Annotated in this window: 14 protein-coding genes; 5 read left to right on the top strand and 9 right to left on the bottom strand. The window is 43.8% G+C overall.

The features are described 5' to 3' along the window. Together FIV04_RS22200 and FIV04_RS22195 are read right to left on the bottom strand one after the other, a co-directional pair. A complete protein-coding gene (locus FIV04_RS22200) occupies positions 1 to 972 on the bottom strand; it encodes a Solitary outer membrane autotransporter beta-barrel domain (RefSeq protein ID WP_253895477.1) in 972 nt (323 codons plus the stop codon). 160 nt (positions 973 to 1132) lie between these two features. Next, entirely contained in the window at positions 1133 to 2104 is a 972-nt protein-coding gene (locus FIV04_RS22195; protein WP_253895475.1) for a diguanylate cyclase, read from the bottom strand. A gap of 131 nt (positions 2105 to 2235) precedes the next feature. Between FIV04_RS22195 and FIV04_RS22190 the strand changes: the two genes are divergently transcribed. Beyond that, positions 2236 to 2673 (top strand): DUF3069 domain-containing protein, encoded by a 438-nt coding sequence (locus tag FIV04_RS22190; RefSeq protein ID WP_150869563.1) that lies wholly within the window; start codon positions 2236 to 2238, stop codon positions 2671 to 2673. A gap of 183 nt (positions 2674 to 2856) precedes the next feature. On the opposite strand, the gene modC is transcribed toward FIV04_RS22190, so the two are convergent. From modC to FIV04_RS22170, 4 genes are read right to left on the bottom strand one after another with little or no spacing between them, the layout of a single operon-like run. Continuing rightward, entirely contained in the window at positions 2857 to 3963 is a 1107-nt protein-coding gene (modC, locus tag FIV04_RS22185) for a molybdenum ABC transporter ATP-binding protein ModC (RefSeq protein WP_152470575.1), read from the bottom strand. Then, entirely contained in the window at positions 3960 to 4658 is a 699-nt protein-coding gene (gene modB / locus FIV04_RS22180) for a molybdate ABC transporter permease subunit (protein WP_152470574.1), read from the bottom strand. The genes modC and modB overlap by 4 nt, the downstream gene beginning before the upstream one ends. Further along, positions 4658 to 5413 carry a molybdate ABC transporter substrate-binding protein gene (modA, locus tag FIV04_RS22175; protein ID WP_152470573.1) on the bottom strand — a complete coding sequence of 252 codons (756 nt, stop codon included), beginning with the start codon at positions 5411 to 5413 and terminating at the stop codon, positions 4658 to 4660. Before modA ends, modB begins: the two co-directional genes overlap by 1 nt. Positions 5414 to 5445: 32 nt before the next feature. Then, positions 5446 to 6921, bottom strand: coding sequence for a cobyric acid synthase (locus FIV04_RS22170; protein ID WP_152470572.1), 1476 nt, complete (start codon positions 6919 to 6921; stop codon positions 5446 to 5448). A 195-nt stretch (positions 6922 to 7116) separates the two neighbouring features. On the opposite strand from FIV04_RS22170, the gene FIV04_RS22165 reads away from it, so the two are divergent. The 3 genes from FIV04_RS22165 to FIV04_RS22155 all read left to right on the top strand — a co-directional run bounded on the left by FIV04_RS22165 (position 7117) and on the right by FIV04_RS22155 (position 10158). Beyond that, on the top strand, positions 7117 to 7488 hold the full coding sequence (locus tag FIV04_RS22165; RefSeq protein WP_150869558.1) for a YgiW/YdeI family stress tolerance OB fold protein: 372 nt from the start codon (positions 7117 to 7119) through the stop codon (positions 7486 to 7488). 84 nt (positions 7489 to 7572) lie between these two features. Then, complete coding sequence (locus FIV04_RS22160; RefSeq protein ID WP_032552512.1) at positions 7573 to 8097, top strand: hypothetical protein; 525 nt, start codon at positions 7573 to 7575, stop codon at positions 8095 to 8097. 174 nt (positions 8098 to 8271) lie between these two features. Beyond that, on the top strand, positions 8272 to 10158 hold the full coding sequence (locus FIV04_RS22155) for a methyl-accepting chemotaxis protein (RefSeq protein ID WP_152470571.1): 1887 nt from the start codon (positions 8272 to 8274) through the stop codon (positions 10156 to 10158). A gap of 95 nt (positions 10159 to 10253) precedes the next feature. Here the strand turns inward: FIV04_RS22155 and FIV04_RS22150 are convergent, their stop codons facing one another. The 3 genes from FIV04_RS22150 to FIV04_RS22140 form a co-directional block, all read right to left on the bottom strand. Beyond that, complete coding sequence (locus tag FIV04_RS22150) at positions 10254 to 10952, bottom strand: ATP-dependent zinc protease (protein WP_152470570.1); 699 nt, start codon at positions 10950 to 10952, stop codon at positions 10254 to 10256. Between the two features lie 12 nt (positions 10953 to 10964). Then, positions 10965 to 12149: an amino acid aminotransferase gene (locus FIV04_RS22145; protein ID WP_032552509.1), complete on the bottom strand. Its 1185-nt coding sequence runs from the start codon at positions 12147 to 12149 to the stop codon at positions 10965 to 10967. Between the two features lie 200 nt (positions 12150 to 12349). After that, positions 12350 to 13186, bottom strand: coding sequence for an AraC family transcriptional regulator (locus FIV04_RS22140; protein ID WP_152470569.1), 837 nt, complete (start codon positions 13184 to 13186; stop codon positions 12350 to 12352). Between the two features lie 133 nt (positions 13187 to 13319). On the opposite strand from FIV04_RS22140, the gene FIV04_RS22135 reads away from it, so the two are divergent. After that, complete coding sequence (locus tag FIV04_RS22135; RefSeq protein WP_152470568.1) at positions 13320 to 14705, top strand: MATE family efflux transporter; 1386 nt, start codon at positions 13320 to 13322, stop codon at positions 14703 to 14705. Positions 14706 to 14781 lie beyond the last annotated feature (76 nt).

Genomic DNA, 14781 nt, shown 5'->3' with positions numbered 1-14781 from the left:
TTAGTCTTGATTGAAAAAGATCACTAAGCTCCCCCCTTTAAGAGAGCTGCCGTAATTTATGGTAAGCCCGATGCCTACATTGTCGACCCAGTCATTAAGTAAATCGGGGTCTAACAACCACCCTAGGCTAGCCTCATAATATGAGTGTGTGCCTAGTGGCGCTGAGGTGTCACCGCCAACATCGATTCTGCGAACGCTAGAGTACATTGATGTGACATTGTCACGCCATGAGATCAAATCGTAGAAAACTTTAACTTCATTGGCGAGATACCACCCCTCTGGGTTTCCTACATCCCCTTCATTAGCTTCGCCCCAACCATAACCGTAGAAGTAGTGCCAACTCGAGCTTATCTTGAGCCGTCCCCAATCATGTAGATCTTGATAGGTGAGTTTAATATTCGGTTCAACAATATAGGCCCAAGCATCGGTATTGACGATGAAGCCATCCAAGACACTGCGATAAGGCTCTAGGATTCCGCTTCTGTAGGTATAGTCGTTACGATAGTAGGAAATGTGATTACCAATGGCAGTGTTGACGCTCCAATGCTCGTCTAACTGATTTACGTTGGCAAATTCTACATAACCTGAGACGACATATTCGCTTAAAGCATCTGGGGTTGTCCCCGAGGATAAATCAACATCTTGGTCGATACTAAGAGCCGACAAGCGCAATGTTAGTTCTTGTCGGTTGTCTTCAATATATGATGGTAATTCAATTGTGTAAGGTAAACTCAGCGCGGCAATATCTTTGCGTCGGCTGATTGATTCCGTCGTACCAATGTTTTCGTTGTCGATTTTAAAGACTTTATTAGGGTCGAAGTTATGAAAGCCGAATGTGAATACGTCGGAATCACTGAGGACAACGTTTGTTGCAAAGTTCTGTTCAAGATCTTTCCGCACAACATCGTTTAAGCTCGTTGCACAAGCCAGCGATGGAATGAAAAACACTACAGGTAAGTACCGAAGATCCAAAAAGAAAATCCTCTATCAACAATGAATAAAACGGCAATAGCCAATAAAAACGGCGGCCGACTTTACCACTAGACTATCATTGCCCTCCACTGTTTTTCTTTATCGAAAACATAATTTTCAGTACGGGTATAGTTTTAAGTACACATATAGATTACTGCTACTAACGATTAATCTCAGCGATGTCGCGCAATACATAAGTATTTCGGCCACCTTCTTTAGCTAGATAAAGCGCATTATCAACCGCTTGATAACTACCCTCTATAGACTCATCACCTGTCGGGACAAACGTCAATACACCCTGTGACACTGTAACCCTATCTGACACGGTTGAATGTTCATGTTTGAGGTTTATCTTCTCTAACGCTTCTTGAATCCGCTGAGCTTGTTGCTCTGCAAAGTTTCTATCTGTATCACCGAGTATCAAGATGAACTCTTCACCACCATAACGCCCTACATACTCACCGGCACGAACAAACAACTTTTTGAGGGTGCTGGCTAAAGCTTGCAGACAGTTATCGCCTTGTATATGGCCATAATTGTCGTTGTACGGTTTGAAGAAGTCGACATCGAGAAGGATGATGGTCATATGTGCTTTTCTACGGCCATGCCATGCTATGCTCTCTTCAAGCTTAGTATCCATGTAACGGCGGTTGTAAAGCTTGGTTAAGCCATCTTCATTTGCCTGTTGTTTCAGGAGCAAATTTAGCTCTTCTAACTTGGCGGTACTCTGTTTTAACTCTCGTCTCATCGCGGCAATACGCTGCATCGCAATCAGTTTAGAATTTAGGACCACTTTATTTACAGGCTTAATCAGATAGTCATCACCACCAGCATCAATAGCCTTTGCAATCATTTCTGGTTCATCATGACCACTCAAGAAGATAATTGGGATCCAATCAAGAAATTGACGACGGATCTCTCTCGCCACTTCGAAACCATCCATATCCGGCATACTGATATCTAAAAGGACGAGTTCAGGATCAAACTGAGAGTAAATGCCTAAAGCCTCTTTGCCACTGCCTACCGCTTCAACTTCATGACCTATCTGTTTAAGACGAATAGCAAGCTGCATTCGATCTAATTGAACGTCATCGACAAGCAATATACGCATTGATGATCCCATTTCTGCCATTACGTCACCTTTATATTGTGTTGAACTATGAAAATAGCCTAAAACTGGCGCTAATTCATGCGGTCGTCTCTATATTATATTGACTTTTTTACAGATCTTTTTAGCATTGTTTCTTTTTGAAGAGAAATACTATGTCAGACGCTACAAACAACGAGCAACAAGAAATCGATTTAACCACTATCTCTCCAGAGCTACGTCAAGTTATCGAATTTGATGAAGTGCCAAAAGAGATGCACAACATGGTTACTTCTATTCACGAGGTGTCTGAAGAAGCAGTACGCGAAGCATGGGATAGCCTTCCAGCAAGCGCACAGAACGTTCTAGACAACTTCGAACAGTTCCACGCTCTAATCTCTGTAAGCCAGTCATTTGCTGGTATTAACGTTATGGAAGAGTTCCCAACTCTTAAACTGCCAGAAGGCATGACTGACGAAGAGAAAGAAGAGTACCGCGCTCAACTTCTTGACCAAGTTCTTCACAACTGTGTGAAAGACATGGTTAAACAGATCAAGAAAGCTCGTCGCGATGCTATCTTGAAGCGTGACTTTAAAGAAGTTTTCACTAAGTAGTGAATTCAGGTTATCGATAAGTAACCTTCTGTTCTTTATAAGAAAATAAAAAGCCGCTCCTATTGAGCGGCTTTTTGCTATTCATCGCAAATTGAATTTTTATATATGGTACTAGTATCACAGGTTACTACGTGACTATTCCATCCATTTACAAACAACACTTACATTTTCGATAAACACTAGCTAGTGAGTCACTGCAATGTCACGCTGAGCGACACTCACACCTTTAATCTGTGCAAACACGCGTTGCCCTATCGTTAAACTCAACTCATCCAATGCCCACAAAGTGATGGTTGCCCACAAATAGCAACCCGATTCCAATTCAAGCTCGACCGCAACACTCTGTTTGTTGTGTCCGTGTTGTTGTGTCTCTACTCTACGAATAATTGCTGGCAAGATATTACGTATCGACGTGCTCTGTGGCTGCTGAAGCGACAGTGAAACATCGTTAGCGCGAATCTGCAGCCTTACTGAGGCGTCAATTGGGTTATCAACCTGCTGAACCCAAAGCGACGTAGTATCACCTAGCGCAAGCTTAGACAGCGCATAGTCGTCGTTGTGATCAACAATTTTCGCCTCAAACAGAGAACTTTGCTCGGAAAATGATTGCCATGGCCTCATCGCTCTGGACGCCCATACTTGTTCTGTTTGCCCCGCAGATAGCACCTTGCCTTGGTCTAAGATTACTAGGTAGTTAGATAGCCTAAGAATCTCGTTAAGGCTGTGAGTAACATAAACAATAGGGATTTTTACGCTTTCCGAAAGGTTTTCTAAAAACGGCATCACTTCCCGTTTTCGCGGTAAATCTAACGAGGCTAATGGTTCATCCATTAATAGAATACTTGGTTTAGACAACAGAGCTCGCCCTATCGCGACTCGCTGCTTCTCACCACCCGATAACTTTGCCGGATATCGATCAAGTAAAGCTTCTAGAGATAAAAGACCGACGACTTGATCAAAATGTTTCTGGTCAGGCGTCTTAACGCCATATTTCAAATTACTCGACACTTTCATGTGCGGAAAAAGACGAGACTCTTGAAAAACGTAGCCCACTTGGCGCTTGTGAACTGGCAAATCGATCCCTCTCGCGCTATCGAATAAGGTTTTGCCGGAAACCTTAATCTGACCGCGGTCAGGGTTCTTAAGCCCGCTAATGGCGTTAATCAAAGAGGTTTTTCCCGCACCAGAACGACCAAATATCGCGGTAATGCCTTGGCTAGGTAAGGTCAGATCAACATCAAACTCAGTTTCACCGAGCTTCTGCTGATATTTGAGTATCAATTCGCTCATTGATTCCCCCCTAACTTATTTACTGTTTTTCGATTGAGCCACTCAGATAGCATAAGAGAACCAAGCGCAATTGCTATAGAGATAGCACATAGGCGCGCAGCCTCCATCTCTGCACCCGGAGTCTCAATAAACGTGTACATAGCTAAAGGAATCGTCTGAGTTTCACCTGGAATGTTTGATACAAAGCTGATTGTCGCTCCAAACTCTCCTAAACTACGAGCGAACGACAACATAGTGCCAGTGATAATACCCGGAACCATTAATGGCAGGGTTATCGTAAAGAAAACCTTAATTGGAGGTGCACCCAATGTCGCAGCCGCTTCTTCCAATTTACTGTCTACAGTTTCTAAGCTTAAGCGGATAGAACGCACCATCAACGGCAGTGCCACAACGATGCACGCAAGCGATGCTCCCTTCCAACTGAAACTAAACACCACCCCAAACACATCATTAAGCCACGAGCCAATAAGGCCCTGCCTACCCATCATGACCAGTAGTAGATAACCGATGACAACTGGAGGCAAAACCAAAGGAAGATGCACAAGGCTCTCCACCAAGCCTTTACCGATGAACTGTTTTTTCGCCAATAGCCAAGCAATGCCGATACCAATAGGTACCAACCACAAAATAGCAAAGCCCGCGACCTTAAGGCTTAACAACAGAGCTTGATATTCGTAATCCGATAAATAAAACATTAATGCGTATTAAAACCGTAGCGCTCGAGGACTGACTTAGAAAATCCGCCCTGCATAAAGGTATAAAAGGCTTGCGTCGATTCACTACCGTTCAATTTCGCTACAGGGTAACGTATTGGAGTGTGTGATGACGCAGGAAACGTATCGACTATTGAAACATCCTTAGAAAGCATAGCATCGGTTTTATATACGATACCAAGTATCGCTTCTTGTCTTTCAACCAATGCCAATGCCATGCGTACATTATTGCTCGGAGCAAGGCGAGTACGAACGCTCTGCCATACCTTCAATGCCTCTAGAGACTCTTTCGCATAGATACCAGCGGGTACCGACATAGTGTTGCCAACAGCTAGTCGTTCACCCTGTAGCGTAGCCTGCCATGTGGTTGCATCGTCAAGTCTAAACTGAGAATAGTCGGTTTTGTCTGATTCCGATGAGATCAAAACCAGTTCATTGCCAGCCCAGTTAGTGACATTGTCACCTGAAACATACCCCCTATCGACTAAGTGTGTCATCCATTTTTCATTCGCCGCGATGAACATGTCTGCAGGTGCACCTCGCTCTATCTGGCGAACTAGTGATGATGTACTCGCATACACAGGTGTAACATCAATATCGTTGTTCTTTTCGAATTCAGAGATCAGTTCATTGACGACGTTGGTCATTGAAGACGCTGCGTAGACTTTAATGGAGTCTTGCGCAGATACTTGAAAAGCTAAAATAGCTAATGCTGCCGTCAGCAATCGTTTTTGCATCACACTCTCTTTCACGTGATTATTGATTAATTCTATCTTTTGATGGTATTCAGTTCAGGCCACAACAAATCTAGCTTCATGTACTCTTCGATGGCGTCTGCGATCCGATCGATACCTTCTTCTTTAAGAGCATGGTGGTCAACCGTAGCAACAGCGCTCGCGCCAGCCCACTCACAAATCGAAGCTAGGGCTTCACTGTTATCAAACAGGCCATGAAGATAAGTTCCAAAGATCGTGTTTTCGCTATTAACTGCTCCATCAATAGCACCAGAGTCTAACTGTATCGGTATGTCCTTTTCTTTGACTTGAGTCTTACCAACATGAATCTCATAACCTTTTACGTCGGATGCGCTTCCATTCAGGGTCAACTTCCCACTTACATTAGTCAGTGTCTTCTGTTGCGTCAAAACCGTCGTTGTTTCTAACAAGCCTAAACCAGTAGAAGAGCCCGGTTGACCTTCCACACCGTCAGGGTCGTCAATCGACTTGCCTAGCATTTGATAACCGCCGCAAATCCCAACGACCTTACCGCCAAGACGCAGGTGACGCTGAAGATCTTTGTCCCAACCTTGTTCACGCATGTAGTCTAGGTCGGCTCGAACCGATTTAGTGCCAGGTAAGATAATGAGATCTGCTTGATCTAAGCGTTCACCTTTCCCAACATAACGCAGATCGATGTCAGGGTTTAGACGCAAGGTATCAAAATCTGTGTGATTACTAATTCGGGTAAATACAGGCACCACAACTTTTAACTTCGCATTACCATTCGATTCTTGCGCTGTGGTGATCGCATCTTCAGCTTCTAGGTTAAAGCCATGCAGATAAGGCAAGACACCAATCACAGGCTTGCCTGTTTTCTGTTCTAACCAATCTAAACCAGACTCTAATAGTTTAATGTCACCTCGAAAACGGTTAATCACAAAACCAACGACACGCTGTTGCTCAGATTCTGACAATAACGCCAAAGTACCGTATAGATGAGCAAAAACACCGCCTCTATCAATATCTGCAATGATAATCACCGGAACGTCTGCCTTCTCAGCAAAACCCATGTTAGCGATATCATTTTCACGAAGGTTGATTTCGGCTGGACTGCCCGCCCCCTCAATCATAACGCTCTCATAGTCAGCCTGAAGACGATCGAATGAATCAATCACGGTATCCATGGCGACTTTCTTATAATCGTGATAACCAGTCGCTTCCATGTTGGTTAATGCACGACCTTGTAAAATAACCTGCGCACCTGTATCTGAATTCGGTTTAAGGAGTACTGGGTTCATGTGAACCGTCGGCTTTACGTTACAGGCTTGAGCTTGAACAGCTTGTGCTCTGCCAATTTCACCACCGTCTTCGGTCACCGCACTGTTTAGTGCCATATTCTGTGGCTTGAATGGGGCGACCTTAACGCCGCGTCGAGCCAATACGCGGCATAAACCTGCCACCAATACACTTTTTCCGGCATCCGATGTCGTGCCCTGAACCATAAGGGCCTTAAGTGGTGTCAACATGAAAACTGATTTCCTTCATTCTTAGACGCAAACAATCGCGCTTTTGTCTCTATAGTAGCGTTATTGATAATAAGATGCTCATGAAAATGAATGGAAAATGAATACGTTACTCACGCTGAATTCAACCCCAGTGTTGTTTAATAGCCTCATCGAAACAAAACGTTTCAACCAAACATAACCAATGAGGTATTTATTATGAAAAAAGCAGTCCTAGCAATCGCAGCATCAGTTATCCTTACTCCAGCTATCGCTCTAGCTGATGGTCATAAAGACAACAACAGCGGTATCGCTTACACAGGCCCAGTAGAATCAACGACTATTGCGACACTACTTGAAAACACAAGCATGTTCTCCGAACAAGAAGCTATTGTAGATGGTAAGATCGTTCGCCAGGTTCGCAACGACAAGTTCATCTTCTCTGACGGCCAAAGTGAAATTCAAATCGAGTTAGATGACGATATCAAGCTAGCTCAACCACTGACCGCTGAAACACAAGTACGTATCTTTGGTGAATACGAAGGTGGCAAAACTCCAGAGATCGAAGTTGACCATATCCAAATTCTATAATCTCGATCGACACTAATTAAAATGGCCTGCATATTGCAGGCTTTTTTGTATATACTGCCCTAAATACAAAAAATTGGAGTCACCATGCAGGGTTACGCAAAAAAAACGCTACTGATCGGATTAACCACGCTGTGTTCATTTGCCGCTTCGGCGAACAATTTCAACTACAACACTTTTGAAATCCGAATGGGTGCGAGCCCAAGTACATTTGGTGGCGAATTCACAACGTTATTTACCCAAAACGCACACTTCATCGGCCGTGTGGATACCGGCTTTGAAAGTGACTGGGATGCAGCAGGTGGTATTGGCTTCAACGGCCCGATTGGTCAGTTTGCTGACATTTACGGTCAAATGCTACTGCACAATATCGAACGCAATGATGATAACAGCTTTAAAACCGAAGTTAACGTTGGTGTGAAAGCATGGTTAATGGCAAACATCGAAGTTAATGCTCGCCTCGGTCAGCTTATCGATAATGATGGGACTAACTCTATCGTAGGCTTTGGTGCGCGTTTCCACTCAACAGAACAACTGTCTGTCGGTGTTGATATGCGTAACAACGGTACTTATGGCCACCAAGTGCTGATGTCAGCGCGATTTGGTTTCTAAGTTACTCTTGATTTTATATTGTTTAACTCATTAATTTATTTAGATTTTTATCACTAAAAATCACGAGAAGCATAAGCGATATAAATATTTAACGACTAAACGATAAAATCACTTTACCGCAACATGGCGTACTGCTAATCTCTCACAAATTTTGCTGAGAGATGGAGTACCGTAATGGGTGGTAACAGCATATCGATAAAAAACAAACTGACTCTGATATTTGTTGTCATCATTTTCGCAATGACGATGATTCAGACTTACGTCACAGGTAAGCAGCTGTTGAATGAGACGTACCGTTCAGTTCAACAATACTCAAATACATTAACGACTTCTAATGTATCGGGCATTGAAAAGTGGATTGAAGGCCGAATTAACGTAGTTAATGCTGCGAAAGACGCCTTCAAATACACAAGTTCACCAGAGAGCTACTTTACACAAAGTACTAACGCTGGACGCTTCCAAATCGCCTACGCCGGCCTTTCTGATGGCCGCTTTTTACAGGGTGTTGATCTCCCTGTACCAGAAGGCTACGACCCTCGCACCAGAGATTGGTACAAAGATCCAATGGCTCAAGGTCGTACCGTCGTGACAGAACCGTACTTGGACGTTGCTACCAATGAGCTGGTTGTTACCATTGCCTCCCCTTTTAGTACCAATGGTTATTCAGGCGTTATTGGTGCAGATTTGAATCTCACCGCACTTGTTAATGACATCGTTAACGTCGAGCAACCAGGTGTTTATGCGTTTCTAGTTGATGGCTCCGGCAAAATTGTTGCTCATAAAGACCGTTCATTGACGCTGAAATCTGTATCCAATATCTCCAACAACCTCTCTGCACAGAAGATCAAGTCGATCGCGAGTCGCTCAGAGTTTGAGGAAATGGTCATCGGCGATTCAGAATCATTCCTATCTGCACAAAAAGTCCCTCACACTGATTGGTATTTCACTATCGTTATCGATAAAACCAAATCTTTTGCGTCTTATCGATCGCTACTGCGTCAATCGGCAATCTTTGGCATGTTGCAGTTAGTCGTCATTGCCTTCGTTGCTATGTTTGTGATCAAGAAAGCACTCGCGCCTCTCACAACACTTAGTACAGCTATGGAAGCGCTGTCGAAAGGCAACGGTGATCTTACGCAGCGTATTTCTGTGAACAGTAAAGATGAAATTGGGACATTGGCTTTGCACGTAAATGCCTTTATTGCCAAGCTTCAAGAAATTGTTCGTGATATTGCTCACTCATCAAGCCAGCTTAATGAACAATCAGAAGTGAGTACCAATGTTGCTCGCCAGACTAGCGATGGTTTAACGGTCCAGCTTCACGAAATCTCACAAATAGCGACTGCAGTGCACGAAATGTCGGCAACAGCAGAAGAAGTGGCGAACAATGCTCAGATGACCGCGGATTCAGCCATAAGCTCGACAGAAAACTGCGAGCAAGGAAAACGTGTAATCATCCGTAACCAAGAGTCAATCACGAGCTTAGCTGAACAAGTAGAGAATGCATCTGGGATTATCCAAGAGCTAGAAAAGAACGCACTAGATATCAATGCGATTCTCTCTACGATTTCAGACATTGCAGAGCAAACTAACCTACTTGCTCTTAATGCCGCCATCGAAGCAGCTCGTGCAGGTGAACAAGGCCGCGGATTTGCTGTCGTTGCAGATGAGGTCCGCGTCCTTTCGCAACGTACTCACAGCTCGACTGATGAAATTCGCGAAATGATTGAAACGCTGCAGAAAAACAGTGTCTCTGCGGTAGAATCTATGGAGCGCAGCCAAAATTTAGCGCAATCAAGCGTTGATGACGCGAACAATGCTACAGAAGCACTAGAGCAAATCGCGGCGTCAATTCAACAGATCTCCGACATGGCATCGCACATATCTAATGCAGCATCAGAGCAGCGCACAGTAACAGGTGAAGTGAGTAAGAATATCCAACTTGTGAACGACGTATCTGACAAAATGTCGACAGAGGCAGACAACTCACGCCATCTGTCAGAAGAGTTGCGTGGCATTGCGCAGCAGCTCAACACTCAAGTGCAGCTGTTTAAGTATTAAACCACTACACGAATAAATAAAAAAATCCCGATAAGTTATACGCTTATCGGGATTTTTATTTGTACCAATCTTCAACAAAGTTTAGTGACTAATGATTACTTTTTGACTTTGTCTTGAACGTATTTCTTACTTACGTCTACCACCGCTACGTCTCTAAAGAAGCTACGACCCAATAGCAATGGGTAAGTTAGATGAGTACGGTCAGCCAATGTGAATTCCGTTTTATCTTTAAGATCACCAATTTGGATATTAGCGACAATCACAGCACGACGTTGTGTGCCTTCAGCACTTGACTGTTTAATCTTAACCCAGCGCTCAACCGGTAAGCTCACTTCTTGACTCTTAATGCCATCGTGTTCAACTTTGAACTTAACCCAGTCTTTGCCGTCTCGCTCGAAAGGAATGATATCAGTGGCACTGATGGAAGATGTTGTTGCACCTGTATCAACGCGTGCTTTAAACGACTCTTCTAGACCAGGAACATAAACCCACTCTTCTTCCCCAAGAATTAACTTACCATCAGAGGTTTTCGTTACTTTCTCTGGTTTTTTAGGCGGCACTGGTTTCTTTTCTGGCTCAGCAGGTTTCTCGACTTTTTCTGGCTCTTTTTCAGGTTCAGTTACGGGATCTTTAGAAGACTCCCCGTCTTTTTCATCCGCTTTACTTGAATCGTCAACAACAGGTTGCTCGATTTGTGGTTTCTGCTCTGGCTCGACAGGAGCTTGACTCGTCGTAGAACAAGCAACAAGGCCACCACTTAACATCAGGGTTATAATTGCTTTCCAATTGTACATTCAGTCACCATTTTATTTTGATACATTAGCGATTGCGTTAGCTACGTAAGGAATATGCGACTCTGAAAGACCTGCGATATTGATGCGACCGTCACCAACACCATAAATGCCATACTCTTCACGTAATTGATTCATTTGAGCTTCTTTAAAGCCTAGTACAGTAAACATACCTTTATGGCTTTCAATGAAGTCAAAGTGTGACGTGTTATAAGTATTTCGCAATTCATTGCATAATGTTTGGCGAAGATTTAACAAACGGCCCTGCATCTCACTTAATTCTTGCTTCCAAATGCGTGTTAACTCTTGATTTTGAAGAATTGTTTTCACAAGTGCGGCACCGTGGTCTGGCGGCATAGTGTAAGTAGAGCGAGCGAGGGTAAGAAGTTTACCTTTCGCGTTACCTACTTCTTGGCTATTTTTACCAACGACGATTGCAGCGCCCGTTCTTTCACGGTACAAACCGAAGTTTTTCGAGCACGACGTTGTGATTAGCATCTCTTCAACATTGTCTGCCATGAATTGAAGACCTTTCGCATCTTCTTCAAGGCCATCACCAAAACCTTGGTAAGCAATATCAACAAACGGTAAGAAGCCATTCTTCTGTGATAGCGCGGTGATTTCCTGCCATGCAGCAAAGTCGATGTCAGCACCCGTTGGGTTATGACAACAGCCATGCAGTAGCACAACATCATTAGGACCCGCTTGTGAAAGCTCTTCGAGCATTCTTGCCGTATCAACCTGTTTTGTTTCAGGGCTAAAGTAAGAGTAGTGCTTAACTTTGAGTCCTGCCGCTTCCATCACAGGTTGGTGATTCACGTAACTTGGATTAGAGATCCAAACCGTTGTATCTGGCTGCGCGACTTTCATAAGATCACCCAGCATGCGCAGAGCACCACTCGCACCTGGCGTTTGAATAGCGGCAACACGATCCATTGCTGAAGTTCCTTTCAACAACAGGTCGATCATACTTTGGTTAAACTCTTCGCAACCCGCTAGGCCAACGTAAGCTTTGGTTTTCTGATTTTCAACGACAATATCTTGTGCCATTGAAACGGCCTTCATGATTGGCGTCTCACCTTGGTTGTTGCGGTAAACACCAATGCCGAGGTCGACTTTGTTTGGACGTTCATCGCCACGGTAAGCCACAGAAAGAGAGAGAATTGGATCTAAAGTTGGTTTTGGTAGATGTGAAAACATGAAAGTCACAACCCTTTGAAATTCAAGTAATGAGTTTTACGTTAACATTATCATAGTCAAATCAGAAACATTTTTTATTAGAAGCGCTTAGTTAGCATAAGTAATCTGATAACCGTCGATTTATCGACCGATTTCGTTGATGAATTGAATGCTGTTTACTTGTTCTTGAGCTGCCCTAATCATTGCACTTAGCAATGTAGCTATGGTGCGCTCTGTTTGAATTGCCTTGGCGTCATGCCAGACCATGCCTTGAAGCGTGTACTGAAGTTTGCTGCATTTGGATAACCCACTATCTCACCGATATGTTGTATTGACCAATCACTTGAGCGAAGTAGTCGTGCTGCATATTCCATCCTCATACGCATGAGATGAGTCATAGGACTATGGGAATAGTAACGCTGGCACAACCTATGAAAATGTGGTTCAGAGCATGGAAACAAGTTCGATAATTCCTGAACATTCCACTCTTTGTGCAGTTGCTTTTGAGCTGTGTCGAAAACTCGCTCTAAACGGATTGCGTTTCTATCCAATTGCTGTGGAATCGGCGCATTAATCAGAGCTTCGATTTGAGCAACGCTGTGAATAGCGACTGCCCCACCAAGATCAATGGGAAGTGAAATACTTCGAAGCAAGGTATGTATGCAAGAAGCGACGACGTCTGCTGCTGGCGTCAAAGTGTATAAAATATCATTATCAATATTTGACCACCGCTTATCTGGGGACAGGAAAATCCATGCTATCTGCCAAGTCTCTTCCTCAATCCCAAAACCATTTTCAACGCCAGCAGGTACGGTAATACATGAACTGGGCTCTAGAATGTAACGACACGCCCCACTCTCTAGCCACCCTTTGCCACGTACAGTAAACAACAACATGTGCTTTTGTTGATTCTTGCGATAAACAGAAAAGAAATCTCTGCAGGAGGCTGTACCGCACTGAACAATCCCAAGCTGCTCAAACGCCAATACGTGGCTTTGGTCGACAAACTCTTGGTGGGTGGTATCAGATATTTCATAGCGTTCTTGTTTTTCGCTCATTGACTGACCTAATCCCATGCTTGCGCTATCCATACCAAATGGAGAGTTTGACAAAAGTTAATGATGAATACAGAAAATACAGCCAAATAAAACCTAGATAAACTTCTTGCATATCAAATAGCAAGGAATTGCGATGCGCTCTACATATCGTCATTTAGACAAAGAATTTTGGCAAAAGCTAATACAAATCGGTTTGCCTGTCTCACTTCAAACCATGATGTTTTCGTTACTCGGCGTTATCGATATTTTTATGGTTAACCAATTAGGTGATGCAGCAACAGCCGCAGTTGGTGTGGGCAATAGAATCTTTTTCTTCAACCTAATTATGGTGTCTGGAATTAGCGGGGCTGTAAGCGTGCTAGCTTCGCAATATTTTGGTGGAGGTGATTTTAATGGCATTCGTCGTACGCTGGCTCAATCATGGGCGTTATCCATCATCGCTATAGTGCCATTTGTTGCGGTTTATTTATTGGCTCCTGAATCAGTAGTATCTGTTGTGGCCTCAGATCCTGATTACGTTCAACAGGCAACGGACTACCTTTGGATAACAGGAGCCAGCCTTATCGGCACCGCTATCGTCGTACCATTAGAAAGTGCCCTTCGATCCGTTGGCGAAGCCAAGCTACCCACTAAGATCAGCATCTTTGCCATCTTGGTCAACGCTATGCTCAATGCGCTTCTTATTTTCGGCTTATTCGGTTTCCCAGAACTGGGCGTAGTTGGCGCCGCTGTCGGTACCACTGCGTCGAGGTTCGTTCAGACTGTCGCACTACTTGTTTTGGCGAAAGAACATTACGCCCATCTTTTTCCAACACTCAGCAACTGGCGAGATGCCATAGTTGTTAAACATAGGAAAAAGTACCTAACTATTGCTATGCCAATGCTCATCCACGATACAGCATGGGCTGGTGGCTTGCTGATTTACAACGTCATAGTGGGCCAAATGGGCGTCGGTGAACTGGCTATCATTTCACTACTGTCACCTGTCGAAAGCATATTGATCTCTGCCTTTATGGGATTTGCCGTTGCAGCTTCTATCGTTCTAGGTAACGAAATAGGCGCACAGAACTATCAAAGAGTTGAGAACACGGCTTGGGGTTATGTATTAGTCAGTTGCGGGCTTGCAATAGTCCTTGCACTACTCTGCTTTATCGCAAAACCAGTGATTGTTTACCTAGTACAGTTAACACACCTAGAGTTAAAAGAGACTGCGGTAAACGTCACTTTGGTGATTGCACTGGGTATGATTCTACGAGTGTTCAATATGGTTGGTATTGGAGGCGTACTGAAAAGCGGTGGCGATATTAACTACAGTATCTTTATCGACCTGTTTGGACAATGGGCGATTGGTATACCACTCGCCTACTACACAGCACTGGTTTTAGGCTGGCCGTTAGAATGGGTGATGTTGATTGTTTTACTTGAAGAGTTGGTCAAAATCGCACTCACAAGCCAACGCATTCAATCAAAGAAATGGATTAACAATCTCATCGAAGAACAACCAAGAACGACAATGTAGTCGCGGGAATAACTAAAGAACTCACACCTAAGGGCTTCATTTGCAGTTTAAGCTGCGGATAAGCCCTTATTTCTTC

The sequence above is a fragment of the Vibrio sp. THAF190c genome (assembly GCF_009363355.1).
GTDB lineage: Bacteria > Pseudomonadota > Gammaproteobacteria > Enterobacterales > Vibrionaceae > Vibrio > Vibrio fortis_A.
This window is presented reverse-complemented; position numbering and strand designations above follow the sequence as displayed.

Bases quoted from the DNA above. Each gene is read 5' to 3' on its own strand.
- FIV04_RS22145 (WP_032552509.1), bottom strand. From the start codon at position 12,149: ATGTTTTCACATCTACCAAAACCAACTTTAGATCCAATTCTCTCTCTT.
- modA (WP_152470573.1), bottom strand. From the start codon at position 5,413: ATGCAAAAACGATTGCTGACGGCAGCATTAGCTATTTTAGCTTTTCAA.
- FIV04_RS22165 (WP_150869558.1), top strand. From the start codon at position 7,117: ATGAAAAAAGCAGTCCTAGCAATCGCAGCATCAGTTATCCTTACTCCA.
- modB (WP_152470574.1), bottom strand. From the start codon at position 4,658: ATGTTTTATTTATCGGATTACGAATATCAAGCTCTGTTGTTAAGCCTT.
- FIV04_RS22155 (WP_152470571.1), top strand. From the start codon at position 8,272: ATGGGTGGTAACAGCATATCGATAAAAAACAAACTGACTCTGATATTT.
- FIV04_RS22170 (WP_152470572.1), bottom strand. From the start codon at position 6,921: ATGTTGACACCACTTAAGGCCCTTATGGTTCAGGGCACGACATCGGAT.
- FIV04_RS22140 (WP_152470569.1), bottom strand. From the start codon at position 13,186: ATGAGCGAAAAACAAGAACGCTATGAAATATCTGATACCACCCACCAA.
- FIV04_RS22150 (WP_152470570.1), bottom strand. From the start codon at position 10,952: ATGTACAATTGGAAAGCAATTATAACCCTGATGTTAAGTGGTGGCCTT.
- FIV04_RS22190 (WP_150869563.1), top strand. From the start codon at position 2,236: ATGTCAGACGCTACAAACAACGAGCAACAAGAAATCGATTTAACCACT.
- modC (WP_152470575.1), bottom strand. From the start codon at position 3,963: ATGAGCGAATTGATACTCAAATATCAGCAGAAGCTCGGTGAAACTGAG.
- FIV04_RS22195 (WP_253895475.1), bottom strand. From the start codon at position 2,104: ATGGCAGAAATGGGATCATCAATGCGTATATTGCTTGTCGATGACGTT.
- FIV04_RS22135 (WP_152470568.1), top strand. From the start codon at position 13,320: ATGCGCTCTACATATCGTCATTTAGACAAAGAATTTTGGCAAAAGCTA.
- FIV04_RS22160 (WP_032552512.1), top strand. From the start codon at position 7,573: ATGCAGGGTTACGCAAAAAAAACGCTACTGATCGGATTAACCACGCTG.